The sequence below is a fragment of the Photobacterium sp. 2_MG-2023 genome, assembly GCF_030547675.1.
Classification (GTDB): domain Bacteria; phylum Pseudomonadota; class Gammaproteobacteria; order Enterobacterales; family Vibrionaceae; genus Photobacterium; species Photobacterium arenosum.
Window position 1 is genome coordinate 17,875 of the sequence record NZ_JAUOQQ010000033.1, and the last position, 23,944, is coordinate 41,818.

Consider the following 23,944-nt stretch of genomic DNA (forward strand, 5'->3'; position numbering starts at 1 on the left):
CTGCTCGTCACTGCTGCCAGGATTTCAGCAGTTCAGCGTATTTAATGGTCACGCCTTTGGGCTTCTCGTTAGCCAGCTTGGCTTTCGGTGCGCCGGGTTGGGTCAGCCAGTAGGCGGCATCTCTTGGCTTATTGAGTTTAGGGCCACATTCCCCCTGCACATTGGCACGTTCCAGACGTTCCAGCACGCGATCCTGTGCGGTTGCCAGCCCGTCCAATGCCTGCTGCGGGGTTTTCTCGCCGTTCGCGGCTTCGGCTATGTACTGCCACCAGAGCTGAGCCAGCTTCGGATAGTCAGGCACATTGGTGCCGGTTGGCGTCCACTGAACCCGTGCCGGGCTGCGGTAGAATTCAACCAGGCCACCCAGCTTAGGCGCCGCTTCTGTCATGATGTCAGAGTTGATGTCTGACTCTCGAATCGGGGTCAGGCCGACCAGGGTTTTCTTCAGCGACACGGTTTTCGCTACGGTGAACTGCGCATATAACCAGGCGGCTTTGCGGCGCTCGGGATCGGTGGCTTTCATCAGCGTCCATGAGCCGGCATCCTGATAGCCCAGTTTCATCCCTTCTTCCCAGTAGGGGCCTTTGGGCGATGGGGCCATACGCCATTTAGGCGTGCCGTCCGGATTCACCACTTCCAGCCCGGGTTTGGTCATATCGGCCGTGAAAGCGGTGTACCAGAAAATTTGCTGAGCGATATTGCCTTGTGCGGGAACGGGACCGGCTTCAGAGAAGGTCATGCCCTGGGCTTCTGCGGGCGCGTACTTGTTCAGCCATTCGACGTACTTGGTGGTGGCATAGACAGCTGCCGGGCCATTGGTAGCACCGCCCCGCTCGACGCCGGAGCCAACCGGACGACAGCCTTCCACCCGAATGCCCCATTCGTCCACGGGTTTACCGTTCGGCAACCCTTTATCCCCTGCACCCGCCATGGAGAACCAGGCATCGGTGAAGCGCCAGCCAAGCGACGGATCTTTTTTACCGTAATCCATGTGGCCGTAAACGCGTTTGCCGTCGATTTCTTTCACATGCTCGGTAAAGAATTCAGCAATGTCTTCATAGGCAGACCAGTTAACCGGCACACCTAAGTCGTAATCGTAGATCTCTTTAAACTGTTTTTGCAGATCTTCGCGTTCAAACCAGTCGGCCCGGAACCAGTACAGGTTGGCAAATTGCTGATCGGGAAGCTGATAAACCTTGCCGTCCGGCCCTGTGGTAAAGCTCAGGCCGATAAAATCGTCCAGATCCAGCGTGGGCAGGGTAACGTCTTTCCCTTCCCCTGTGATGTAATCGCTGATCGGAATGACCTTGCCGTAGCGAAAGTGGGTACCAATCAGATCGGAATCATTGATATAGGCGTCGTAGATACTGCGGTTAGATTGCATTTCGGTCTGCAGTTTTTCCACCACATCCCCTTCCTGAATTAAATCATGGGTCACCTTGATGCCGGTGATTTCCTCAAAGGCTTTTGCCAGCACTTTTGATTCATACTCGTGGGTGGTGATGGTTTCAGAAACCACTTTGATTTCCATGCCACGGAAGGGTTTGGCAGCTTCAGTAAACCAGGCCAGTTCTTTCATCTGGTCGTCTTTGCTGAGCGACGACTGCGCAAACTCATCGTCAATCCATTTCTTCGCCGCATCGCTGTATTGATCAGCCAGTGCTGCCGGCGAAAGCAACAAGCTGATGATCAGTCCTAATGTAGTCGGTTTAGGTACAAAGCGTGTCCGGTTCATGCGTGAACTCCTTAGTCTTGTATTATCCCCAACGCAGCAAAATGGCCAGCCATAACACAGATAACGTAAAAGGTATCCATATCGACAGGTCAGTGATGCCAAGGAAGAGCAGGTGTATATAGGCACTGCTGAGCAGGCCGATAAACAGTCGATCTCCCCGGGTTGTGCTGATTGGCAAAAAGCCTTTGCGTTCAACACAAGGTTTGAGGATCTCGAAGACGGTCATCGTCAGCAAAATGCCGGCGATAGCAATAAAGAACAGTGCGCTGGGCAGGGTCCAGGCCATCCAATTCATTATGATCTCCTTTCCGGTATCATGCTAAACACGGCCAAGGGCAAAGCCTTTGGCAACATGGTTGCGAACAAACCAAATCACCAGCAATCCGGGAAGGATCGTGAGTACGCCGGCCGCGGCAAGCACGCCCCAGTCAATGCCAGAGGCACTGACAGTACGGGTCATGGTGGCGACAATCGGCTTGGCATTAACGGATGTCAGGGTGCGGGCCAGCAGCAGTTCGACCCAACTGAACATGAAACAGAAGAAAGCGGTGACCCCAATGCCTGAGCGGATCATGGGCAGAAAAATACGGATGAAAAAGCGCGGAAAGCTGTAGCCGTCAATGTAAGCCGTTTCGTCAATCTCTTTCGGTACGCCCGACATAAAGCCTTCCAGAATCCACACCGCCAGCGGCACGTTGAACAGGCAGTGCGCCAGTGCAACGGCAATGTGGGTGTCGAACAGCCCGACAGAGGAATAAAGCTGAAAGAAAGGCAGCAGGAACACCGCCGGCGGCGACATACGGTTGGTGAGCAGCCAGAAGAACATGTGCTTGTCGCCAATGAACCGGTAGCGCGAAAAGGCATAGGCAGCAGGCAGGGCGACCAGCAAAGAAATCACGGTATTCATCGAGACATAAGTCAGCGAATTGATATAGCCGCTGTACCAGGAGGGATCGGTAAAGATCACTTTATAATTGGCCAGGGTGAATTCAGTCGGCCAGAAGGTCAGTCCGCCGAGAATCTCTTCATTGGTTTTGAATGACATCATCAGCAGCCAGTAAATCGGCAGCAGTAAAAACAGGATGTACAGCAGCAAAATGAGCGTTTTACGCTTGTGCATGATTATTTCTCCTTATCCATGGCTGTCATTGAGGTGTAGAACAGCCAGCACACCAGCAGGATGATCAGGAAATAGATGATGGAGAACGCCGCGGCAGGGCCAATATCAAACTGACCTACCGCCATTTTGGTCAGGGTTTGCGACAGGAAAGTGGTGGCGTTGCCGGGGCCGCCGCCGGTCAGTACAAAAGGCTCGGTGTAAATCATGAAGCTGTCCATAAAGCGCAGCAGTACACCTATCAGCAGCACATTTTTCAGCTTGGGCAATTGTATATAGCGGAAAACCGCCCAGTTGGAGGCCCGGTCTATTTGGGCGGCCTGATAATAGACATCGGGAATGGCGCGTAAACCGGAATAGCACAGCAGCGCGACCAGTGAGGTCCAGTGCCAGACGTCCATCACCAGCACTGTGACCCAGGCATCGACAGGGTTGGATGCATAGTTGTAGTCAACTCCGATATTGCTCAGAAACCAGCCGAGCAGACCGATGTCAGCCCGGCCAAATATTTGCCAGATGGTGCCGACCACGTTCCAGGGGATCAGCAGCGGGATTGCGAGCACTATCAGTACCAGTGATGCTTTGACCCCTTTGCTCGGCATAGTGAGCGCGACGAGAATACCGAGCGGAATTTCGATCAGCAGCACGCAGGCTGAATAGATAAACTGACGCAGCAGCGAATCATGCAGGCGCGAGTCATTGAGAATTTCTTTGTACCATTCGCTGCCAACGAAATAGGCGGTGTTCTGATCGAAAATATCCTGTATCGAGTAATTCACCACTGTCATTAAGGGAATGATGGCGGAAAAGGCCACCAGCAGAAAAACGGGTAATACCAGCCACCATGCTTTGTTATTGTCGGTTTTATGCTGCATTGTCGCCGCCTCCCAGGTCGTCTTTACCACCGTTTTCACTGTCTTCGCCGACCAGATACTCATCGATATACAGCTTCAGCCATCGGCTGGGAAAATTGATCCAGCCTTGGTGCGCTGGTACTGGCGAGCCTTCGGCAAGCCGGATTTTGACCGGGGTATCTGCCAGCATGACGGTGACGATTTTGTAGGTGCCAAGATCTTCGGTATGAGTGACAGTGGCGGCGAAACCGGCCTCTTTTTGTGTGTCCCGCAATTGAACAAATTCAGGGCGTATCCCGACTTTGATGTTCTCTGACTGGGTCTGAGCCAGGGCGAGTTGCTGGCTGGCGCTCAGGGCAATCGGTAACCCGTTGAAAGCCACTTCTGTGGACTCTTTGCTTCTTGTTACCGGCAGTAAATTCATGCCAGGACTGCCGATAAAGTAGCCGACAAAGGTATGGTTAGGCTGTTCAAACAGTTCGCGTGGCGTGCCGAACTGGACAATGGCGCCGTCGTACATCACGGCAATTTTGTCGGCAAAAGTGGCTGCTTCCAGCTGGTCGTGGGTGACATAGACCATAGTGATATTGAACTGCTCATGGATTTGCTTGAGTTTTCGCCTCAGCTTCCATTTCAGGTGCGGGTCTATCACGGTCAGCGGCTCGTCAAACAAAATGGCCGAGACATCATCACGAACCAGGCCTCGTCCCATCGACACTTTCTGCTTTTCATCGGCATTGAGGTTACGGGCTTTTTTGTCTAGCACTGGTGTCAGTTCGAGAATATCGGCAATTTCCTGCACTTTACTGCGGATTTTTGCTGCCGGCGTTTTCATGTTTCGCAGCGGGAAGGCCAGGTTGTCAAACACTGTCATGGTGTCGTAAATGACAGGAAACTGGAAAACCTGGGCAATGTTGCGATCCTGCGGCTCCAGGCCGTTCATCGTCTGACCATTAAATTTTACCGCACCCTCCGAGGGGGTCAGCAGGCCGGAAATGATATTGAGCATGGTGCTTTTCCCGCAGCCGGACGGGCCAAGCAAGGCAAAGGCGCCGCCGTCTTCCCAGACATGGTTCATCCGGCGAATGGCGTAATCCGCATCGCTGGCAGGGTGCGCCGAGTAACTGTGCGCTAATGATTCCAGACGAATTTCTGCCATTATTGTTTCTCCCAGCCTGAACGGGCGGCCTGTATCAGCTGCCGTTCTTTTGAGAACACATAAAGCTTGTGGGTTGGCACATAAATATTGATACGGCTGTCGACCGCGTATTCATGCACGCCGGGAAGGTGCAGCACCATGGACAACTCCCGGTTGGACACATGGAGAAAAGTTTCACTGCCGCTGATTTCGGCCAGTTCGACATCCACCGCCAGCTCAAGATCGTCATCGTTGTTCGGCACTAAGGTGAGGTGATTCGGCCGGATGCCGAAGACATAGTGATCGGGCGGCAGATCGCTTAAATCATCGTTCAGGGCAAAGTGGACGTGTTCGGAAAATGACACATTATCCGCGCTGATTTGCCCTTTGATCAGGTTGATCGGTGGTTCGCCAAACAGCTCGGCGCAGGTCACACTGGCCGGGTTGTGGTAGACCTCAGAGGTCTGCCCCGACTGAATGATCTCTCCCTCATGCATGAGCACCACATTGCCGCCCAGAGCGAGGGCTTCGTTGGGTTCGGTGGTGGCATAAACAGCAATAGTATTTCGGGAGGCAAACAGCTCTCTCATTTCCTGTCTTAACTCTTCGCGCAATTTGTAATCGAGATTGACCAGAGGTTCGTCGAACAAAATGATATCGGCATCTTTGACCAGCGCACGGGCCATGGCGGTACGCTGTTGCTGACCGCCTGATAATTCAAGCGGGTAGCGTTTGAGGAAATCTTCAATGTGCAGCATCTTTGCGGTCTGCATAACACGTTCATCAATCTGTGCTTTTGGCAGTTTTTCCAGTTGCAGCGGAGAGGCGATATTTTCGTAAACCGTGAGATTGGGATAGTTAATGAACTGCTGGTACACCATGGAGATATTGCGTTCACGGACCGGAAGTCCCGTCACATCGCGGCCATTGAAAGAAATGCTCCCCGTCGTGGGTTTATCTAAACCTGCAATTAAGCGCATCAGAGAGGTTTTTCCAGCCAGTGTGCGGCCCAGTAATACATTAAAGGAGCCGGGCTCAAGCATCAGGCTGGCAGTTTTTATCCAATCTAGCCCGTCTACCGTGCGGGTGATTTTGTCCAATATGATCGACATGTCCGTTCTGGCTCCCTGTGTGTGACTCATCAGCACTACGCTAAAAACATGCCACCTTTATTTAACATCCTTGAGCATTGACTATCTTTATGATTCACAGGGTATTTTGTCTTTACTGCCTTGTTTGTTATTCGTTAACAACATGTTGGATATGTTGATTGTTAACATTGTGTGAACAATAGTTAACGTTCAGGGATGTGTGTTTGGGCTGGCTGCGGCCAAATAGCAATGAGAGCGGAAGCAAAGGTCGACATGGATAACAGATTGCAAAGCGATGATCGCCTTGTCTGCGAATCCTGGCAGCGTTGCCGGGATTACGGATTGGACAGTCACCAGACCCCTGAATTAACCCTTGCCAGCCCCTTGCACTGGCAGCAGAAACGACAGCTGGCAGAGGTGATGGTATCTGTCACCCGCGAGAAAGTGTTACCCGGTTTTCAGAGCATGCTTGCCAACAGCAGCAGTTTAGTCATCCTCACTGATCATGAGGGGTATTTGCTGGAGCGTTGGGGGAGTCCGTCTTTCATGCAGCAAATGGCACCGGCATTATTTGAACCCGGAGCCTGCTGGCAGGAGAAAGTGATAGGCACTAATGCGATTGGCACAGCCTTGCACACGCAGCAGATTACCGACATCCGCCGTGATGAGCATTTCCTGCTGCAAAACCGTTTTATGAATGCTTCGGCATCGCCCATTGTTGATCCGCATCGTCAGATTGTGGGAGTACTTAACGTCTCCAGCGATGCTTACCTGCCAACGACCCAGGTACATGGCATGGTGAAAGTCATGTCCCAGGCGATTGAAAATCAGCTGATTCTTGCCGCTTATGGCCAGCACTTCTGGCAATTTGTCTTCAATACCAGTCCTGATAATCTGGGCAGTCAGTGGGCCGGACTGCTGGTGTTTGATTTTCAGGGGCAAATTGTCTCGGCCAACCGCCGGGCTGATTTGTTGTTAGGTAAGCCATTGGCTGGCATCACCATAGACATGGTGGCCGGTATGTCCCTGCAGGCGCTGATGGCAACACAGCAGGACGCCACACTGACATTCAGCGGGCTGACGTCTTTTCCGCTGTTTGCCCGGATAAACGCCCCGGCTGAACCGTCTGTTACTGCGCCCTCTGGCATTGTCTTTCCCCGCCATGCAGCCCGGGAAACACCACAGTGTGAGCCCTCACTGACGGATCTGGATACGGGCGATAAGCAAATGGCAAAAGCCGTTCATCAGGCGATGAGTGTGCTTAACAGTGATATTCCCTTATTGATACACGGCGAGACCGGCGTGGGAAAAGAGCGTTTTGTGCGCGCTTTTCATGCCTCTTCGCATCGGGCAGCGTTTGATATGGTGGCCGTCAACTGTGCCGCCATTCCTTCTGAGCTGGTGGAATCCGAGTTGTTTGGCTATGTCAAAGGGGCTTTTACCGGAGCCAACCCCAAAGGCAGCATGGGCCTGATCCGTTGTGCCGATAAAGGCACGCTGTTTCTGGATGAAATCGGTGATATGCCGCTGCCGACTCAGGCCAGGCTGCTGCGAGTGCTGCAAGAAAAACGGGTAATGCCTTTAGGCAGCAGTGAAAGCTATCCGGTGGATTTTCAGCTGGTCTGCGCCACGCATCAGTCACTGCGTGATGAGATAAAAGCCAGACAGTTCCGGGAAGATTTATATTACCGGATCAACGGCCTGACTGTGGCTCTGCCTGCTCTTCGTGACAGACAGGATATGGCGCAGCTTGTACTGTCTGTGCTTGATGAAGTCTGTGACGGTGATCGCCATGTCACTGTCAGTGACGAGGTCATGCAGCTGTTCGACTCGCACAACTGGCCAGGCAATATCCGCCAGTTACACAATGTACTGCGGGTCGCTACTGTGCTGGCGGCAGGTAAGGTGATTGAGCCCCAGCATTTGCCGGATGATTTCTTCTGGGATCTCAAAGGGATCGCCCGCATCGCCGACGACATTGATGACGAACTGCTGGAAGAAGACTGGCAGACCGCGTTGCCGAAAGTGTACATGGCGCTGGGCCGCAATGTGAGTAAAACCGCGGAAGCAATGAGCGTGAGCCGAAATACTGTCTATAAACGCTTGAAGCAACTGGGCTTGTGGCATGATGGCTGATCAGCATCAGTCCTGTAATTACAGTATGATTGTGGCTGTCAGTTTTTAAGCAGGGTAAATAACATGTACATCGGCGCGGTATCCAAGCGGACAGGATTGTCAGTCAAGGCCATCAGGTTGTATGAAGACATGGGCCTGATTCGCGTTCCGTTTCGTCAGGGTAATTACAGGGTATATACCGAGACGGACGTCGAGGTGCTCCAGCTTATCAAAGAGGCCAAGCAACTTGGCGTGACCCTGAACCGGCTGAAAGGCGTGATACGCTACCGGGATGGTGACGTGGACTGGGATCGTATTCATTGTTTCTTGCTTGATGTCAGGCAGCAACTGATGGCAGAGCAAGCATTGCTTGAACAGAAAATAAAACGCGTGGAGCTATGTCTCCGATCTATGGGTAGCTGCCCGCAGACAGCTTGACTCTGCCCTATAGGGGAGGCTTTACACTCATGATTGATTCTGGACAACAAGGAAACATCATGAGCAAAAACATTCTGTTACTGAATGCCAACCCCAAAGCGGAAAGCTTTGCCAAGTGCCTCGCGGATGCGTATGACATGGAAGCGCGGGAGCACAGTAGCGTGCGTCGTCTGAACCTGTCGGAGATGCACTTCAACCCCAGTCTTGACTCGGGTTACGATGCGGTTCAGCCGCTAGAACCCTGCCTTCAGCATTTCCAGGAATCCATGCGGTGGGCCGAACATATCGTGATTGTGTCACCTGTGTGGTGGGGCGGGCTACCTGCTAAATTTAAAGGCTTAATTGACCGAACCTTCTTGCCGGGATTTGCTTTTCAATTTGAAGGTGATAACCCGGAGCCGGTGCAGTTGCTGACAGGAAAAACAGCCAGGATCATCCTGACCATGGATGCTCCGCAGGACTTTCTGACGGTACAGGCCGCCCCGGTTCTGGCACAGCTGGATCAGTTTACGCTGCAGTTCAGTGGCGTCAGCGCAGCTGACACCAGCTTGTTCGGCTCGGTGATACTGTCATCAGAATCTGAGCGTGCCGAGTGGATTGCGACAGCGAAACGGTTGGGTTCGCAAGGCGTGTAACAGCGATGTTGAGGTAAAGTGGGCGGGCATTTGCTGCCCGCCATGTTGATGATGTTGCATCCGCTTTCTAAAAAAGAAAGTTGCTGGTACTCAGGGCGTGATTAAAGCTTCATTAGCGAATGCGTGGTGTAATAAAGCGATAAAATCACTGGTATCAGAGAAATGCGTTGTATTGATCTTGGATATCGCGATACCCGGTGTCCAGGAGTTCATGACAGCGGCAGCCTGAAAACAGAGTAAGTTGGTTTCAGTGATATTTTGCTCTTGTTGCGGTATCTGCATTGCGTCCAGCTGACGCTGTACTATCTGCATTGTGGTGCCACGCAACTTTGCACCCTTGGGCCAGATCACTGCTTCACCGTCCCAGAAGGCGAGATTCCAGATACTCGCTTCAGTTAGCCGGCCCTGGTTATCCGTGAATATGGCGTCATCGAATCCTTGGTTAACTGCTTGACGCATCAAATGGGTTTTTGCAATTTCCCCGACATGCTTAATGGAAGGCAGTATTCGTTCATGAGCAAAGGTTTTCATGGTTAAAGGGCCGTGGGGACCGTCACTGGCTGCAGACTGGCGAATCAGTATGTTTAACCTTGAACTATCCTCTCGGGGAGTAAACTCTCCGCTGTCAGAATACACATAAACCATCAGAGAGCGATTGTTCTCTCCGGACCGTAAGACGTCGCGAATCTGATGAAGAATGGCCTCGTTACTTAACGATTTTCCGAATAAATGGTGCGAGGCTTGTTGCAGGCGTTCAATGTGCAGGTCGAGTCCCCGAATTTTTCCATTGCGCACTTGCATGGCAGTAAAGTGGGCATGACCAGCAAACGTCAGCGCTGATAATTGAGATCCGGTAGCCAACTGCCCATTGATGACGGCTGTAGCTTGATTTGGCATGAGTTTTCTTGCCTCCATAAGCGTGAGTTTATTGATTGAAAGAAGCTGAACACTGGGAGGAATATTGATTTATTGCGTCGGGAAAGAGAAACAAGTATTACTTGAACCTGCATTTGATAATTTTTGATGATTGATGAACAGTAAATTCATACCGGGAACCAGAGCATTACGGATATTTGTTGCAGCAGGAAAGCATTTACATTTCTCAAAAGCGGCAACAGAAGTCAGCCTTACACCAGCGGCAGTGAGTTATCAGATCAAGGAAATGGAAGAACAACTGGGTTTTTCTTTATTTAAAAGAAACAGCCGCTCCATTCAATTAACCCCAGAGGGGAGTATATTGTTTACCGCTGTTTCTGAATCTCTCGATAATATGGAACAGGCACTCGGCTCTGCCAGAAGGATTAACAAGCATAGTTCGCATCTTACTTTGTCAGTCGGCGCCAGATTTGCCACATACTGGCTATTACCTAAACTCGGAGAATTTAAACAATTGAGGCCAGATTTATCGATAACGTTAGACATCACGGATGACGTCAGAGATTTTGGTCGCGATGGTATTGATATGGCTATCCGGTTCGGTAATGGCCGATATCCTGATTGTGTGGCAAATAAGCTATTTGAAACGTCAGTTGTCGCTGTCTGTAGTGCCGAATTTTTAGCAAATCATCAGGATATAAATAAACCGGAAGATCTTCTCAGACTGCCGCTAAGTTATGTCAACTGCACGGTAAATGGGCAAACTTGGCCTGACTGGAAAAGGTGGATGAGCCAGGCAAATGTCAATGCATTCGATAATAGCCAGAGTATTGCGTTCTCTGATCTCAACCATGTGATCCAAGCGGTTCAGGATAATGTCACTGTGGGCTTGGTTGAACCTAGACTTGTCTCAAACCAGCTATCGCAAGGGTCATTCGTGCAACTGTTTGATCTGACGATGAAACTACCCGATGAGTTTGCGTATTACTTTGTTTATCCGGAAAGCAGTGAGAAAGAAGAAGCAGTGGCTGATTTTTTGAGTTGGTTATTTACTGTCATTGAAAGTCATCAAGGGGAGAATATCGCAGTTGGCGAAGCGAAACATCAGGCCTCTGGAAAGTGAGTCCGTTGTGGTAAAAAAATCCTGTTAAACTCAGTAGATAAACTACCTGAATGCCAAGGAGGCACAATGCAGCAGCGACAAGACAGAATCGGCTTTGCCGTGCTGGGTGTTTGTATATTACTGGGGCTGACTCTGTTGGGCTATTTGCTTGGTCATGCTGCACTGACCTATAAGCAGCTTGACCGCAGTGTGACAGTCAAAGGGTTATCAGAAAGAGAATATCCGGCCGATATCGTGATATGGCCGATACAGTACAATGTCGCGAGTAATGATTTAACCGAGCTGTACCAGATGCTGGATGGCCAGACATCGCAGATCCGATCTTACCTGCGGGGCAATGGCATAGACGTTGATGAGATTTCTGTCTCCACTCCTGCGATCACGGATAAATCTGCCCAGCAATATGGCAGTGATGTGCAGGCGCAGTACCGTTATACCGCGATGCAGACCGTCACTGTGTACTCTACCCATATTGATACGGTACGTAATGTCATGGGATCGCTTTCTGAGCTGGGTAAACAAGGCATAGTTTTTACCGGCGATGCGTATCAAACCCAGACCGAATACCTGTTTACCCGCCTGAACGCCATTAAACCTGAGATGATCGAAGAAGCCACCCGCAATGCCCGTGAAGTGGCGCAGAAATTTGCCTCGGATTCTGACAGCACACTGGGAAAAATCCGAAAAGCGACTCAAGGCCAGTTTTCAATCAGTGCGCGGGATAAAAATAATCCGCACATTAAAAAAATCAGAGTGGTCTCGACGGTCGAATATTATCTTTCTGATTAAAGAGGCCACGCGCAATACAATACGACGCAGCCGTGTGCTTCTGCTCAGCCTGATTTGCGGATCTGCGTCATTAATACCGGCACACATTTTTCTGCAGCAGCCAGATCTTTACCGACAAATGCCGACACAATCGCGCCCTCTTTCATCAGGCAAATGCTATCCAGCAAGACTTCGTCCGGCGCGTGAAGGTGCTGCTGAATCAGCGCCCGGACTTTGCGTTTGTGCTCGCAACAATAGTCGGCAATTGCGGTATTTTCTTCGCTGAATTCTGCCGATGCATTGATAAAAAAACAGCCGCGAAAAGGGCTTAATGCCGGCACCCTGTCATGGAACCAGTCGCTCAGGCTCCCGAACAGGCAGGTGATCACCTCTTCATCGCTGTTTGCCGGCGCTAATTGCTGTTCCAGCCATGTCATAAAAATCTCGTCGCGCGCAGCCAGTGCCGCAAGTATGAGCTCGTCTTTACTGCTGAAGTAGCTGTAGAGCGTTTTCTTTGCCACCCCAGAGACTTTCAGCACTTCGTTGATACCCACAGCATGAATACCCTGGCGGTAAAACAGGGTGAGTGCGGTATCTGTCAGCAGTTGTTTTTTGTCTGTTTTCAATGACTTTATCGTACTCATGCATCCTCCTGATCCAAAAAGCATCTTGACATTAGTAGACTGAGTTGTCTACTCTGTTTTTGCTTGGTAGACAGACCTGTCTACCTCTTATCAAAAAGGAGTACACAATGAATCAATACGGTATTGCACTGTTATCCGGACTGGGTGCGGCGGTGGCTATCGGATTATTGTCGCTGGCAGAGAACCTGACTTCGGCCGGACTGTGGCTGATGGCCCCTTTCGGTGCGACGGCAGTGTTGGTCTTCGGGGTGCCGGACAGCCCGTTAGCACAACCCAGAAATGTGATAGCCGGTCATTTGTTAACGGCATTTATTGGGGTGTTTTTTGTCAGCTTTGTTGGCGTCACGCCCTTCACTCTGGCGCTGGCTTCTGGCCTGGCTGTCTCTGTCATGCTGTTGACCAAAACAACCCATCCGCCAGCGGGTGCGAATCCGCTCTTGATCATGCTGACCGGGCAAAGCTGGTCGTTTTTGATAACGCCGGTATTGACTGGCGCGGTTGTCATGGTGCTTGTCGGTCAGATGGTCAATAAAGGTATCTGGCGGTGGAGGCGACAAGCCTGAACGTACCGAAATGTCACTTTTGTGGTGAAAAAATGTCTCTTTTTGCGCTATGAAACTGATTCAATGGTTAATAGGATTGAGCCAACTCATTAATCATTCGATTGATAACAATACCTACAGGAATTTGTTGTGTCTGATTCTCTTTCTTACGTGCTGATCAATAGCGTTGAACTGTTCTCGGACTATCAGCAACCGCTGATAGAACTGTTGAAACTCAGTCAGGCTGATGACGCTATTTTAGGTTTCGACACCGGCTTTGATGAACAGAAAGCGAGCCGGTATTTATCTTCACTGGAAAGAGATATCGCCAGTCAGGTGTTGCAAATTCTGATTGGGGTGAAAAACGGCACAGTAGTGGTTTGCTGTTTCTTTAAGAAAAGCCATCAGCAAACCACCAGGCATATTTGTGATCTACAAAAGGGGATGATTCATCCCCATTACCGTAGCCAGGGATTATTGGAACAGACACTGGCTGCGATAGCACAATCGTGCATGTCGCAAGGTGTTGAACTGCTCACACTGGATGTACGGGGTGGTTCGAAGGCTCATCGAATCTGGAACAAGTGTGGGTTTGAAACGTATGGAATCCTGAATGATTACAGCCGTTATCAGGGGCAGTCATTCGACGGGCATTACATGAAACAACGCACGGTTGATCTCTGGAACCGTTTTAAAACATTCTACAAACAAGGAAGTCAAACTATGTCAGTTGGCGCTGAACTTATTCATAAAAAAGATTTTCGCGAATTAATGCGTGAGACATTAGAAAATCACCTGACCTTAGGTCACCCACTTTTTAAATATCTGCTGGATGAAAATAACCCTAATCCAGATTTATTAAAGTTCACCACTTTGCAGGGCTATCAGCTTACTAAGCACTTTCTGACTTATATTGAGCATCTGTTTTTTCACTGTCCTTTGCCAAAACACAAGCGGGCGCTGTTGCACAACATGTATGAAGAAGAAACCGGCCGGTTATCCAATACTAAAAATCATGTTGAGCTGATGCAGGACTTTATCAAGGCATTAGGCATTTCTGACACTGAACGTGACGCAGCTATTGCACTGCCACAGACTCAGGCACTGATTGATTATCGCTTGATCGCCTGTAAAAACCCGGATTTGTACCACATAGGTGCAGCGGCCGTGATGGTCGCCAGTGAAGGGCAGAACCTGGAAAGTGTGGGAGACGAAGCTCGGCACAATATTCTGGGTAAAGTGTACGACCTGAAAGAAGCTGATTTGCTGTTCTTCTCTGTGCATCAGGAAGAAGATGTCGGCCATGTTCAGCAAGGCCTGGCGCTGCTGGCTGATCTCTGTGATACACCGAAAAAGCAACAGGAAGCCCTTGAGGCGATTAATATCACCTGCGAGCTGTTCTATGGGATGTATCAAGGGGTGTATGAACACTTTGGTTATGACAAAAAAGATCAACAGGTGCAAGCGGAGTCGCTTCAGGAGGCCTGATGGATATATCCCGTAATAAGCAGATAATCGCCATTTCCGTTGGCGTGCTGGTGACCTTTTGGGCGTCCTCGATTAAGGGAAGCTATCAGGTTTACTTCCTGGATTTAGCCAGCATGTGTGGTTTGGGACGGGGTATTTTCTCGTTAACCAGCGCCTTGTTTGGGTTGTCGATTGGCATATTGTCTCCTGTTGTTGGTTGGATATGTGACCGTATCGGCCCGGCGCTGACCATTTTGTCTGGCGCTGTAGTTGCGGTGTTTGTCTATCTGCTGATGGCAGTGTCATTCAACTTCTGGCTGTTCCTGGTGTTGTTCGGCGTGCTGGCGGCTTATGCATTAACGGCGATGACCTTTGTGCCGCTGGCGCTTTTGGTCGACCGTATCTTTGACAGTCAGAACAAAGGCATGGCGTACGCCGCCATTACCAACGGTACAGCAATTGGCTTTATGGTGCTGTCGCCATTCTGGGTGTGGCTGAATACCTTTGTAATCTGGCAAGACATCAGCCTGATCATCTTCGGTGTGTTTGCTGTGGTGATCTTGCCAGCCTGTATCTGGTTATGCCGTGTTTTCCCACGCCGGGAGTTCGTCTCTGAAACAGCTGCCGAGAGCGACGGAGATGATTTGAAATGGCATCAACACTTGAGAAAACCACTGTTTCTGTTACTGGCACTGTCATTCGGTGGTTGCGGTGCCTCAATGGCTTATGTCGATGTGCATTTGGTTCCTATGTTACAGGAACGTTTTAGCGGGGGAGAAGGGGAGGCCACCATAGTCGCTTCATCGCTGAGCGTGCTGGGTGCAGCAGAACTCATCGGCGCGTTTTTAGTGGGCTATTTACTGCGTTATTCAGCGCCGGCTTTGATGCTGTCTCTGCTTTACGCTGTCCGTGGTGCTTCTATGCTGATTGTGCTCTCAGCAGACAGCTTTCTATTGTGCATGATTTTTGCCGTGCTATTTGGCCTGACCTATATGGGAACAGTAATAGTCACGTCACTCATGTGTCTTAAAGCCTATGGCGAGAAAGTGAAAGGCAAGATTTTTGGCTGCCTGTTTACCGTTCACCAGGTCTTCGTCTTTGGCACGGTATGGCTGGGTGGCCTGTCTTATGATGCGACACAAAGTTACTCCTTCATCACACTTGCAGTGACTGGGTTGTGTTTTGTCTCTGTCGCAATGGGAATGGTTTTTTACTTCTCTGATGCCTTTAAAGATAAACCGCAATCGCAGGTTGTTACACCATCTTAATCGCCGACTCAATGATGAAAGGAATAAAAAGCATGGAGCAATCAACCCGAGCAATACACATGGAGTTTCCTTCATTGGATGACTCTCATGCCGCGGCCATTGCCATGACATCGGCCTATGATTTTACGTCGGCGCAGGAAGCCAGTGACAGGTTCAACGGGGTGACAGAAGGGAATATTTACAGCCGTTTTACCAATCCATCGGTCGAACATTTTGAACGAAAGCTGGCCTCGCTGGAAAACGCGGAATCCGCTGTGGCCTTTGCTTCTGGTATGGCCGCTTATCTGGCGCTGGCAATGACGTTTCTAAAACAGGGCGACCATGTTGTGCTGGCCAGCGGTATTTTCGGAACCACTACCCACCTATTTCGTCAGTATTTCGGCCAGTTTGGTATCACGGCGACTTGTGTGGATCTTGATGATCAGCATGCATGGCAAGCCGCTATGTGTGATCGTACCCGCATGATTTTGGTTGAGTCTCCCACCAACCCACTGCTGAAAGTGGCGGATTTAACCTGGTTATCCGGGCTGGCAAAACGTAATAATGCCCTGTTGGTGGTGGATAACACTTTGCTGTCTCCGGTCAACCAGCGACCGTTAAACCATGGTGCCGATCTGGTGTTGCATTCAACCGGTAAATTCATGGACGGGCAGGGCAGAACGGTTGGTGGTGTCATCGCCGGACGTAAAGACGTGATCCAGCCATTGAAAAACTATTTGCGCAGTTCCGGAACTTGCATGAATGCCTTTACGGCTTGGGTGCTGAGTCACGGCCTGGACACGCTGACGGCCAGAATGACCATGCATGAACAGAACGCCAGAACGGTCGAAGCCTGGCTGCGTCAGCAGTCTTGTGTGAAGCAGGTCTTTTCCACCTTCAGTCATTCGCATCCGCAGGCCGAGGTGATTGCCAAACAGCAAACCGGCCATAGCCCGGTGATCAGTTTTGTTGTTGAAGGCGGTCAGAAAGCGGCCTGGCGGTGTATTGATGCGCTCAATCTGGTGGCCCGCTGTACCAATATTGGTGATACCAAATCTATGGTGACCCACCCGGCCTCGACGACCCACTGTCGGTATTCTCAGGAAGAGAAGCAGCAGTACGGTATTTCAGACGGCCTGGTCAGGTTGTGTGTCGGGCTGGAAGCCAGTCAGGATATCATTCAGGATCTCGGGCAGGCACTGGCTGCCTCTCAGGTAACACATTCACTCAGGGAAGTTGTATAGCTGCCATGATGAACACATTTCGTAATGCTGCGCTTTTGTTTGCCTCTGTGCTGGTAACCAGCACAGCCAATGCGGCGCAGAACCACACGCCAAACACTTTGTATAAACACAATTATGTGGCTTTTCAGTCCGGCCAATCAGCTGATAATCCGGTGACTGTGGCTGCACGTTTCACCAAACCTGACGGTATTGAGGCACCACTGCCTGCGGTTATCATAGTGCACGGTTCTGGTGGTGTGGACGAACGCGGCGCACTCTACAGCCAGGTATTGAACAGGCAGGGTTTTGCTACATTAGAAATCGACATGTGGGCTGCCCGAGGGTTGGAAGGCGGGTTGTCTCGTCCGAAACATGTTAAAGAGACGCTACCGGATGTGTATGCGGCAATTGATTATCTGAAATCCCGCCAGGATATTAATGCCGGCGAACTGGGCCTTATTGGCTTTTCCTGGGGCGGTGTGGTTGCCATGCTGATGGCGGGCGAGCAGGAATCAGGATCACTGAAAGCCTTGGTTGCCAACTATCCGGTGTGCTGGGCCTATAACAAGGTGTCAGGGTATCCCTTTACCGGCATTGCTGCAGACCGCCACTTGATGATCTTGTCTGGCGAAGAGGACAAATATGATGGTCCGGATGATTGCAAGACGCTGGTCAGCCAGTTGCCACAGTCTAACCAGTCCTTGGTGAAACTGGTGACATTGCCCGGTGCCACCCATGCCTTTGAGCTGCCCAGAGCAGAAAGTACCTTTTTTGATCCTTATGCTTTCCGGGGCAAGGGAGGGAATGTCCCTATCCGTTATAACCCGGAGGCCACCAAACATGCTCTCAAACTGGCGTCACAGTTTTTTGTTACCCAGTTGAGCGATTGAGCAGGTATCTCCCTGTACTTTCGGCCGCCGCGTCCACTTTAGCGGCGGATTCTTTTGGCAGGGTTTTATACTTTTTCTTCCAGGCGGCCCGTAATGAACTAGCCTGGGGGAAACCGGACTTAAACGCTGCCACTTCAATGGTGTCACCATTTTCAATGTAGCACTTGGCTTCTTCCAGCCTCAGTTCGACCAGATATTCTCTAATGGTCAGGCCGGTAGCGTTTTTAAATTCTCGCTGCATATGGCGGGAAGAGACCCGAAAGGCGTCGGCTATATCGGCCAGTGCCAGTTTTTCATGCAGTTTTGTCTGCAGGTAATCCTGAATGGAATGTACCAGCGGTGAAATGTGGCTGCGAAAGCTGAGCTGTTTGGATATCTGTGGATCGTTTGCCATACGGCGACGATAGACCACCAGATCCCGTGCCACTTCCATAGCAAACCGGCTGCCACTGATATCCTCGATGAGCTGAAGGGCCAGGTCAATACCGGCTGTTACACCCGCTGTGGTGTAGACCTGACCATCCTGTACAAAAATCCGTTCTGGCAACACGTCTGCAGCAGGGAATTGTTGCGACAGCGCCTCTGTGAGCTTGTGGTGCGTTGTCGACTGACGATTATCCAGCCAGCCAGCTAACCCCAGTAAAAAAGCCCCGGTGCAAATACCGAGAATCCGGGTATCGGCTTTCGGGGAATGCCTGAGCCATTCAATGCACCGCTCGCTGGCCTGATTCCGGTATATCCCTTCATGGTATTTCGATGCACACACAACCACTATGGCATTATCAGGCAGAGAAGATGGCAAAGGTTGCATGCCACCGAGAGTGAGCCCCTGATGACTGCTCAGGGAATTTTGATCACTGATGAAATGCAGATTCAGATCCATGCCATAGCTGATGGCTTCGTGAAAAGCCTGGCAGGGGCCAGCCAGATCGAGTAAATGCACGTCAGGGGTCAGCAGGAAGTAGATATCAATCGGGGTATGCTTGGGGTTGGCATGCTTCATTGCCATTCAGTCCATTGAAGGTGTATTCAGGAAACAATGTACCACCCAGCCAGACAGAGTGACTAGTGCAATTGAAGGAGTATGGTAGTCTTGTGAAATAACACTATGATTTTATTCAATGTAAGGTCGAGATATGGAAATGGAGAAGGCCGCTGAACGGCGGCCGGTATTTAGGATCCTATACCGATGCAGGGGGTAGCGAAACCGTATTACGATATCAGTTAATGCCGATAATTACTGATATGTCTGAATGTAAGGGTAGAGTGTCCGATTAGAGATATGTATTTCTAAGCTGACCTGAGACAATGAATACATACGTACAGCGTATTTTTCTACCATCTCAGCGAAGGCAGCGCATGATCTACTTATTTCCCTTATTGACGGTTTCAATTTGGGCAGGGAATGCCATTGTTAACAAACTTTCCTACAGCGTAATCGATCCGGGAGCGATCGCCTTTTACCGCTGGTTTTTTGCCATGCTGGCACTGACACCTTTTGTTATTACCTCTGTTATTCGTCAGTGGTCAAACATCAAACCGCATTTGTCGAAGCTGGCATTGCTGGCGTTTCTGGGCATGGTACTGAACCAGTCGCTGGGGTATTTTGCCGCACCGACCACCACAGCCACCAATATGGCGCTGATTATGTCACTGGTTCCTCTGATGAGCATGTTTCTGAGTGTACCTATTCTGAAACAAAAGCTATCGCCGCTGGCAATGGTGGGTGCTGTGCTGTCGCTTGGCGGGTTGGTATTGATGCTGAGCCACGGCAATCCATCTCAGTTGCTCGCACAAGGCATTAATCAGGGTGATGGCTTACTACTGCTGGCTGCGTTCGTGTATGCGCTTTACTGTGTGTTACTCAAACGCTGGGATATGCCCTTGAGTAACTGGCAATCTGTGTATGTTCAGGGCATGTTTGCCGTTCTGTTCCTCCTGCCTATGCTGTTCACCAGCCAGCGGGTGGCGATTACCGGCGATGCATTACCTCTGGTGTTGTTTGCCGCAATTCCTGCTTCTGTGATTGCACCCTGGTGCTGGATGAAAGGGATCAAAATGCTGGGCGCAGACAAAACAGCCATGTTTATGAACCTGATGCCAGTGATCACCGCTGTCATTGCCAGTGTTGTACTGAATGAACAGCTGGAAGCGGTGCATTTGATCGGCGGCGGTATGGTGCTTTGCGGAGTGGCCGTCGCCCAACTGAGGCTGAAAGCCCGCCGGAGCAAACTGGTGACGGCATAACAGCGAATCAGCCAAAGATAGCATTCAGAAAGGCAGCGGAAACGCTGCTTTTTTATGACCGCCATTTGGGGAAATATGCATGTCGCGCTTCAGATTTGGCGTAGTCCTCGGCATTTTCTTATGCGCGCCAGGTACTCTTTGGGCGAGCAAAGAGTGTCTGTCGCAGCAAAGCGTGATTGCGAATATGTGTCGTTATGCGGTGAAAAAGAGAAAGGCAGTGGGGATGATGTATCCCGCACTGCCTTCTATATTAGCTGACGTGTTTCTTGATCACTTCCACAGTCAGGACACCGATGGCGCCAGAGTTCATGGAGCCGCCTGTCACAGACACAACATAATTGCGGTTTTGGCCAGTTTGAGACCAGCTGTTTGACTTACTGCCCCAGGGACAATCCCAAACCAGAGTCACGACTTTTGTTGAACCGTCGTACAGATCAAACGAACCTTGGGTACCGGAAGCTGAATCAGAGCGACCACAGGAGCTTACGATGTTAAAACCTTCCTGCCCAATTTCGACGACTTGCCCATTCACTTCTTCAGGCGACAGTTCATGATCTTTATTGTCGTACTGATAAAATTTACCCCAGCTGTGTTGCGCATTTTTCACTTGCAGGTTGCAGTTATCTGCGATGACGGTATAGCTGACCCATTGTGCGTAAGCCATGTAAGCTCCTTAAAATACAATTAAGTTTAAGAAACCTAGAATTATCGCTGACGACTCATTACCACTTACTAGCGATTGTTCTAAGCAGTCAGCATGAAGTTAGTTAATGAATATCCGAAAAACAACAGCATGTTTATGATGTGTGATTTTGGGATAAGAATTCTGTAAATCATCATCATATGATTTACAGATTGGTTTAGAATTTGGTTTCTGCACGAATATTCCCTCCCTTGAATAAGGAGATGAACTGTCCGAATTTGATGAAACGCGTCGATTTCCACCAAGGTTCTCCGGCTCATCAGTCACGAATTTTTTTTCATCTTGTAGATTCTTTTATCAACATCTACTATTCAATCGCTATCAGGACGAGAGTATCAATGCGGCAAGGAAAACCACTACACAGAATGATGATTGTTGCCAGCTTTTTGAGCTGGCTATTGCTCATTGCTATGCCTGTGGTCAATGCCCATCACCAGCCTGCGGGAACCTGGGCCAGCTTGTGCACACTGGGCGGTTTTAAACTCGTTAAACTGGCTGATGGTAAAGATCAGCTCAAGCATGATACTCAGGGACACTGTCCCATCGGTGTTTTCAGCCTGGCTCATATTGATGAAAGATGGCTGGGGCTGGGTGAGCCAGGCCTCGCACAACCAGCCAACACCTATCAGTTCACGCCTCGCCAGTGGCACTATTTTCTTTCGCCTTCCAGAGCACCGCCAGCGGTTTAACCGGGATAGATCCGTCTTCTCCCCGGCTTACATATTTCCCAAACATTTCTCTATGCTGGTTGTTTCTGCCTGACAGACAGAAACGGTGTAATTGTGCGCATTTTTCGCACTGGAAGGAAACTCAATGACAAATAATAACGAGACTCTGGCGCAGCAGGATAAGCTGCCATCACCACAACGTAACGGCTACCTGACGGCCTGGCGCTGGCATTTTTATGCCGGTTTGTATGTGGTGCCTTTTTTGCTCATGCTGGCGGTGACCGGCCTGATGATGCTCTACGCGGGAACGATCGATAATCTCCGTTTTAAAGACCTCCTTTTTGTCGAGCCGGCCGCTCAAAGTCTGCCTGTCAGTCAGCAGCTCAATGCTGTTCAGCAAGCCTATCCCCAAGCCACAATTAATCAATATTTAACCCCTAAGCAGCCTGAAGATGTGGCGCGTTTTGCGGTAGTGACAGCAGATGGACACGGCTTGTTCGTGACAGTGAACCCTTACACAGCTGAAGTGCTGGGCTCGCTTGATCGCGATAACAACCTGTACACGCTGGCGAATGAAATACACGGCACGCTGTTTATCGGCGATATTGGCGATCGCCTGATTGAGCTGGCGGCGAGTTTTGCTGTGATCCTGATTGTGAGTGGCGCTTACATGTGGTGGCCGCGAGACAACGCCAGCAGAGCAGGTGCGCTGCGTGTGCGTATGACCAGCGGCAAGCGTACGTTCTGGCGTGATCTTCACGCGAATCTTGGGGTCTTAACGTCTGTGTTTTTACTGCTTTTTCTGCTGTCAGGTCTGTCCTGGTCGGGGGTTTGGGGCAGCAAGATGGTGCAGGCATGGAACAGTTTTCCCGCGGGGGTATTTGGTGATGTGCCGCTCTCGGATGCTAAGCATGCCGACATGAACCACGGCGAACTGGAAGAAGTGCCGTGGAACCTGGAGCAAACGCCCATGCCTGTGTCCGGCTCACATGCCGGTCATCAGGGTATGGTGGGCAAGGTGGATCTGGAGTCGGTTGTTTTGTTTGCCAAACAGCTGGGTTTTACGTCGTTTCGTGTCAATCTGCCTAAAGGTGAGCAGGGCGCATACAGCGTGCTGCAAAGTACCATGAGTAACGATATTAACGATGCGACGCAGGATCGCACCCTGCACATCGACCAGTACACAGGCAAGGTACTGGCAGATATCAGGTACGAACAATATTCCCCGATGGCGAAAGTGATGGCGTGGGGCATTGCGCTGCACGAGGGCGACTTTGGCTGGTGGAACAAAGCAGCAAACACTGTGCTCTGCCTGGCATTCATTGTGATCAGCCTGAGCGGTATCGCGATGTGGTGGCTGCGCCGACCGAAAGGCAAGCGTATGCTTTCTGCCCCGCCAGCACCGAAGAACATGACGCTGTGGAAAGGCGCAACGGTTGTGATTGCCATTCTTGGAGTGTGTTTCTCGCTGGCAGGGATAGTGATTGTGACTGTGCTAATAGCGGATAAGTTGCTATTTGCACGGGTGTCGAAACTGGCAAGATTTTTCAGTTAAGTTCGATGAGATAAACTCGGAGAGCCTCATGATTGAGGCTCTCCTTTTTATGACAGTCAGCCTTGTTGCGGTGTGACAAAAGATTGTTTGTACCAGCGCCAAATCTGATCAAAAGCGGCATACAACGACATATATATGAGTAACTTCAAGGTAAGCTGTTTCCAGTCGGAGGGATCAGCAAACACGTCAAGATCAAATCCGGTTAATTCTTCAATCAATCGATAGACAGCCACGGCAAAAATAACAGCGAAGAGATTCATGGATATATTCTCAAAGAAAAGTAATTATTCCGGAAACCCCGGCAGGTGTTGAGTGAGCATACCGGCTTTGTGCCAGGATGCCTGCTCATCGCAGAAAATCTGGCAGTCAGGTGATTTAGAAGACTGCTCGTTCAGTGAACCTGCCGGCACAATCAGGGCTTTCCCGCTCTGTGACAAATAGGGCAGGTTCGCGCCGCATTGGCCGCAAAAGGCATTGGAGAAGGTGCGTGTCGGGTGGTTGTACCTCACTATGGCTTGTTCACCCTGCTCCCACCGGATATTGTTCGGCTGGGTAAAAAGGTTGGAAGCATGGGCTGAACCCGTCAGTTTTTTGCACTGATCGCAGTGGCACAAATAAAAATGAGAAAAATCGTCATCCAGTGAAAAGGTGACTGTTCCGCACAGACAACCGCCATGTAATTTACGCATTAAACATTCCTTGTTATTCGTAACCTGCTAAACGTTGGATTTAACACTATTGCATATTGTTCAAACTGTAAATGCAAAAATAATCAACGCAATAAAGCTGGCTGATCTGATCCACTAACTCTGGACACTTAGCTAAGCACTGTTCTTCAATTCAAAATTCTCAGGGCTGAGATAGCCAA

General features: G+C 50.3%; 25 protein-coding genes. 13 read left to right on the top strand and 12 right to left on the bottom strand.

Annotated features, from left to right (window positions below):
- Positions 1–7 precede the first annotated feature (7 nt).
- From Q4491_RS19845 to Q4491_RS19870, 6 genes are read right to left on the bottom strand one after another with little or no spacing between them, the layout of a single operon-like run.
- A complete protein-coding gene (locus tag Q4491_RS19845) occupies positions 8–1,735 on the bottom strand; it encodes an ABC transporter substrate-binding protein (RefSeq protein ID WP_303460242.1) in 1,728 nt (575 codons plus the stop codon).
- A gap of 22 nt (positions 1,736–1,757) precedes the next feature.
- Positions 1,758–2,030 carry a DUF2160 domain-containing protein gene (locus tag Q4491_RS19850; protein WP_027250726.1) on the bottom strand — a complete coding sequence of 91 codons (273 nt, stop codon included), beginning with the start codon at positions 2,028–2,030 and terminating at the stop codon, positions 1,758–1,760.
- Positions 2,031–2,054: 24 nt separating this feature from the next.
- Positions 2,055–2,855, bottom strand: coding sequence for a carbohydrate ABC transporter permease (locus Q4491_RS19855; RefSeq protein WP_303460246.1), 801 nt, complete (start codon positions 2,853–2,855; stop codon positions 2,055–2,057).
- Positions 2,856–2,857: 2 nt separating this feature from the next.
- Positions 2,858–3,727, bottom strand: coding sequence for a carbohydrate ABC transporter permease (locus tag Q4491_RS19860; protein ID WP_303460249.1), 870 nt, complete (start codon positions 3,725–3,727; stop codon positions 2,858–2,860).
- Positions 3,717–4,865 (bottom strand): ABC transporter ATP-binding protein, encoded by a 1,149-nt coding sequence (locus tag Q4491_RS19865; RefSeq protein ID WP_303460251.1) that lies wholly within the window; start codon positions 4,863–4,865, stop codon positions 3,717–3,719. Before Q4491_RS19865 ends, Q4491_RS19860 begins: the two co-directional genes overlap by 11 nt.
- Complete coding sequence (locus Q4491_RS19870) at positions 4,865–5,956, bottom strand: ABC transporter ATP-binding protein (protein WP_303460254.1); 1,092 nt, start codon at positions 5,954–5,956, stop codon at positions 4,865–4,867. Before Q4491_RS19870 ends, Q4491_RS19865 begins: the two co-directional genes overlap by 1 nt.
- Positions 5,957–6,208: 252 nt before the next feature.
- Between Q4491_RS19870 and Q4491_RS19875 the strand changes: the two genes are divergently transcribed.
- From Q4491_RS19875 to Q4491_RS19885, 3 genes are all read left to right on the top strand, one after another.
- Positions 6,209–8,071, top strand: a complete 1,863-nt coding sequence (locus tag Q4491_RS19875) for a sigma-54-dependent Fis family transcriptional regulator (protein WP_303460258.1) — start codon at positions 6,209–6,211, stop codon at positions 8,069–8,071.
- A gap of 63 nt (positions 8,072–8,134) precedes the next feature.
- Positions 8,135–8,488, top strand: a complete 354-nt coding sequence (locus Q4491_RS19880; protein ID WP_303460261.1) for a MerR family transcriptional regulator — start codon at positions 8,135–8,137, stop codon at positions 8,486–8,488.
- Positions 8,489–8,547: 59 nt separating this feature from the next.
- A complete protein-coding gene (locus Q4491_RS19885) occupies positions 8,548–9,123 on the top strand; it encodes an NAD(P)H-dependent oxidoreductase (RefSeq protein ID WP_303460264.1) in 576 nt (191 codons plus the stop codon).
- Between the two features lie 90 nt (positions 9,124–9,213).
- Here the strand turns inward: Q4491_RS19885 and Q4491_RS19890 are convergent, their stop codons facing one another.
- Positions 9,214–10,020 (bottom strand): aminotransferase class IV family protein, encoded by an 807-nt coding sequence (locus tag Q4491_RS19890; RefSeq protein ID WP_237796113.1) that lies wholly within the window; start codon positions 10,018–10,020, stop codon positions 9,214–9,216.
- Positions 10,021–10,153: 133 nt separating this feature from the next.
- Between Q4491_RS19890 and Q4491_RS19895 the strand changes: the two genes are divergently transcribed.
- The gene (locus Q4491_RS19895; RefSeq protein ID WP_237796114.1) at positions 10,154–11,122 is read left to right on the top strand and encodes a LysR substrate-binding domain-containing protein; all 969 of its coding nucleotides are present in this window, start codon (positions 10,154–10,156) and stop codon (positions 11,120–11,122) included.
- A gap of 66 nt (positions 11,123–11,188) precedes the next feature.
- Positions 11,189–11,911 (top strand): SIMPL domain-containing protein, encoded by a 723-nt coding sequence (locus Q4491_RS19900; protein WP_192016221.1) that lies wholly within the window; start codon positions 11,189–11,191, stop codon positions 11,909–11,911.
- 44 nt (positions 11,912–11,955) lie between these two features.
- Here the strand turns inward: Q4491_RS19900 and Q4491_RS19905 are convergent, their stop codons facing one another.
- Complete coding sequence (locus Q4491_RS19905; protein WP_303460273.1) at positions 11,956–12,534, bottom strand: TetR/AcrR family transcriptional regulator; 579 nt, start codon at positions 12,532–12,534, stop codon at positions 11,956–11,958.
- A gap of 107 nt (positions 12,535–12,641) precedes the next feature.
- On the opposite strand from Q4491_RS19905, the gene Q4491_RS19910 reads away from it, so the two are divergent.
- From Q4491_RS19910 to Q4491_RS19930, 5 genes are all read left to right on the top strand, one after another.
- Positions 12,642–13,097 (top strand): HPP family protein, encoded by a 456-nt coding sequence (locus Q4491_RS19910; protein ID WP_303460276.1) that lies wholly within the window; start codon positions 12,642–12,644, stop codon positions 13,095–13,097.
- A gap of 129 nt (positions 13,098–13,226) precedes the next feature.
- Positions 13,227–14,564: an iron-containing redox enzyme family protein gene (locus tag Q4491_RS19915; RefSeq protein ID WP_237796116.1), complete on the top strand. Its 1,338-nt coding sequence runs from the start codon at positions 13,227–13,229 to the stop codon at positions 14,562–14,564.
- A complete protein-coding gene (locus Q4491_RS19920; protein ID WP_192016224.1) occupies positions 14,564–15,811 on the top strand; it encodes an MFS transporter in 1,248 nt (415 codons plus the stop codon). The genes Q4491_RS19915 and Q4491_RS19920 overlap by 1 nt, the downstream gene beginning before the upstream one ends.
- A 32-nt stretch (positions 15,812–15,843) precedes the next feature.
- Positions 15,844–17,034, top strand: a complete 1,191-nt coding sequence (locus Q4491_RS19925) for a PLP-dependent aspartate aminotransferase family protein (protein ID WP_192016225.1) — start codon at positions 15,844–15,846, stop codon at positions 17,032–17,034.
- Positions 17,035–17,039: 5 nt separating this feature from the next.
- The gene (locus tag Q4491_RS19930; RefSeq protein ID WP_218386187.1) at positions 17,040–17,903 is read left to right on the top strand and encodes a dienelactone hydrolase family protein; all 864 of its coding nucleotides are present in this window, start codon (positions 17,040–17,042) and stop codon (positions 17,901–17,903) included.
- On the opposite strand, the gene Q4491_RS19935 is transcribed toward Q4491_RS19930, so the two are convergent.
- A complete protein-coding gene (locus tag Q4491_RS19935; RefSeq protein WP_303460280.1) occupies positions 17,884–18,906 on the bottom strand; it encodes a GlxA family transcriptional regulator in 1,023 nt (340 codons plus the stop codon). The genes Q4491_RS19930 and Q4491_RS19935 overlap by 20 nt on opposite strands.
- Positions 18,907–19,262: 356 nt before the next feature.
- On the opposite strand from Q4491_RS19935, the gene Q4491_RS19940 reads away from it, so the two are divergent.
- Complete coding sequence (locus Q4491_RS19940; protein WP_303460282.1) at positions 19,263–20,150, top strand: DMT family transporter; 888 nt, start codon at positions 19,263–19,265, stop codon at positions 20,148–20,150.
- 250 nt (positions 20,151–20,400) lie between these two features.
- Here the strand turns inward: Q4491_RS19940 and Q4491_RS19945 are convergent, their stop codons facing one another.
- Positions 20,401–20,814: an aegerolysin family protein gene (locus tag Q4491_RS19945; RefSeq protein ID WP_218386178.1), complete on the bottom strand. Its 414-nt coding sequence runs from the start codon at positions 20,812–20,814 to the stop codon at positions 20,401–20,403.
- Between the two features lie 377 nt (positions 20,815–21,191).
- Between Q4491_RS19945 and Q4491_RS19950 the strand changes: the two genes are divergently transcribed.
- Both Q4491_RS19950 and Q4491_RS19955 read left to right on the top strand, forming a co-directional pair.
- Positions 21,192–21,542, top strand: a complete 351-nt coding sequence (locus Q4491_RS19950) for a hypothetical protein (RefSeq protein WP_218386176.1) — start codon at positions 21,192–21,194, stop codon at positions 21,540–21,542.
- Positions 21,543–21,666: 124 nt separating this feature from the next.
- The gene (locus Q4491_RS19955) at positions 21,667–23,076 is read left to right on the top strand and encodes a PepSY domain-containing protein (RefSeq protein WP_303460285.1); all 1,410 of its coding nucleotides are present in this window, start codon (positions 21,667–21,669) and stop codon (positions 23,074–23,076) included.
- A 56-nt stretch (positions 23,077–23,132) separates the two neighbouring features.
- Here the strand turns inward: Q4491_RS19955 and Q4491_RS19960 are convergent, their stop codons facing one another.
- Together Q4491_RS19960 and Q4491_RS19965 are read right to left on the bottom strand one after the other, a co-directional pair.
- Complete coding sequence (locus tag Q4491_RS19960) at positions 23,133–23,336, bottom strand: hypothetical protein (RefSeq protein ID WP_218386174.1); 204 nt, start codon at positions 23,334–23,336, stop codon at positions 23,133–23,135.
- Between the two features lie 24 nt (positions 23,337–23,360).
- Positions 23,361–23,765 carry a GFA family protein gene (locus Q4491_RS19965; RefSeq protein WP_192016248.1) on the bottom strand — a complete coding sequence of 135 codons (405 nt, stop codon included), beginning with the start codon at positions 23,763–23,765 and terminating at the stop codon, positions 23,361–23,363.
- Positions 23,766–23,944: the final 179 nt, after the last annotated feature.

Excerpts from the sequence above, each read along its gene's own strand:
- Q4491_RS19845 (WP_303460242.1), bottom strand. The coding sequence starts at position 1,735 with ATGAACCGGACACGCTTTGTACCTAAACCGACTACATTAGGACTGATC.
- Q4491_RS19850 (WP_027250726.1), bottom strand. The coding sequence starts at position 2,030 with ATGAATTGGATGGCCTGGACCCTGCCCAGCGCACTGTTCTTTATTGCT.
- Q4491_RS19855 (WP_303460246.1), bottom strand. The coding sequence starts at position 2,855 with ATGCACAAGCGTAAAACGCTCATTTTGCTGCTGTACATCCTGTTTTTA.
- Q4491_RS19860 (WP_303460249.1), bottom strand. The coding sequence starts at position 3,727 with ATGCAGCATAAAACCGACAATAACAAAGCATGGTGGCTGGTATTACCC.
- Q4491_RS19865 (WP_303460251.1), bottom strand. The coding sequence starts at position 4,865 with ATGGCAGAAATTCGTCTGGAATCATTAGCGCACAGTTACTCGGCGCAC.
- Q4491_RS19870 (WP_303460254.1), bottom strand. The coding sequence starts at position 5,956 with ATGTCGATCATATTGGACAAAATCACCCGCACGGTAGACGGGCTAGAT.
- Q4491_RS19875 (WP_303460258.1), top strand. The coding sequence starts at position 6,209 with ATGGATAACAGATTGCAAAGCGATGATCGCCTTGTCTGCGAATCCTGG.
- Q4491_RS19880 (WP_303460261.1), top strand. The coding sequence starts at position 8,135 with ATGTACATCGGCGCGGTATCCAAGCGGACAGGATTGTCAGTCAAGGCC.
- Q4491_RS19885 (WP_303460264.1), top strand. The coding sequence starts at position 8,548 with ATGAGCAAAAACATTCTGTTACTGAATGCCAACCCCAAAGCGGAAAGC.
- Q4491_RS19890 (WP_237796113.1), bottom strand. The coding sequence starts at position 10,020 with ATGCCAAATCAAGCTACAGCCGTCATCAATGGGCAGTTGGCTACCGGA.
- Q4491_RS19895 (WP_237796114.1), top strand. The coding sequence starts at position 10,154 with ATGAACAGTAAATTCATACCGGGAACCAGAGCATTACGGATATTTGTT.
- Q4491_RS19900 (WP_192016221.1), top strand. The coding sequence starts at position 11,189 with ATGCAGCAGCGACAAGACAGAATCGGCTTTGCCGTGCTGGGTGTTTGT.
- Q4491_RS19905 (WP_303460273.1), bottom strand. The coding sequence starts at position 12,534 with ATGAGTACGATAAAGTCATTGAAAACAGACAAAAAACAACTGCTGACA.
- Q4491_RS19910 (WP_303460276.1), top strand. The coding sequence starts at position 12,642 with ATGAATCAATACGGTATTGCACTGTTATCCGGACTGGGTGCGGCGGTG.
- Q4491_RS19920 (WP_192016224.1), top strand. The coding sequence starts at position 14,564 with ATGGATATATCCCGTAATAAGCAGATAATCGCCATTTCCGTTGGCGTG.
- Q4491_RS19925 (WP_192016225.1), top strand. The coding sequence starts at position 15,844 with ATGGAGCAATCAACCCGAGCAATACACATGGAGTTTCCTTCATTGGAT.
- Q4491_RS19930 (WP_218386187.1), top strand. The coding sequence starts at position 17,040 with ATGATGAACACATTTCGTAATGCTGCGCTTTTGTTTGCCTCTGTGCTG.
- Q4491_RS19935 (WP_303460280.1), bottom strand. The coding sequence starts at position 18,906 with ATGAAGCATGCCAACCCCAAGCATACCCCGATTGATATCTACTTCCTG.
- Q4491_RS19940 (WP_303460282.1), top strand. The coding sequence starts at position 19,263 with ATGATCTACTTATTTCCCTTATTGACGGTTTCAATTTGGGCAGGGAAT.
- Q4491_RS19945 (WP_218386178.1), bottom strand. The coding sequence starts at position 20,814 with ATGGCTTACGCACAATGGGTCAGCTATACCGTCATCGCAGATAACTGC.
- Q4491_RS19950 (WP_218386176.1), top strand. The coding sequence starts at position 21,192 with ATGCGGCAAGGAAAACCACTACACAGAATGATGATTGTTGCCAGCTTT.
- Q4491_RS19955 (WP_303460285.1), top strand. The coding sequence starts at position 21,667 with ATGACAAATAATAACGAGACTCTGGCGCAGCAGGATAAGCTGCCATCA.
- Q4491_RS19960 (WP_218386174.1), bottom strand. The coding sequence starts at position 23,336 with ATGAATCTCTTCGCTGTTATTTTTGCCGTGGCTGTCTATCGATTGATT.
- Q4491_RS19965 (WP_192016248.1), bottom strand. The coding sequence starts at position 23,765 with ATGCGTAAATTACATGGCGGTTGTCTGTGCGGAACAGTCACCTTTTCA.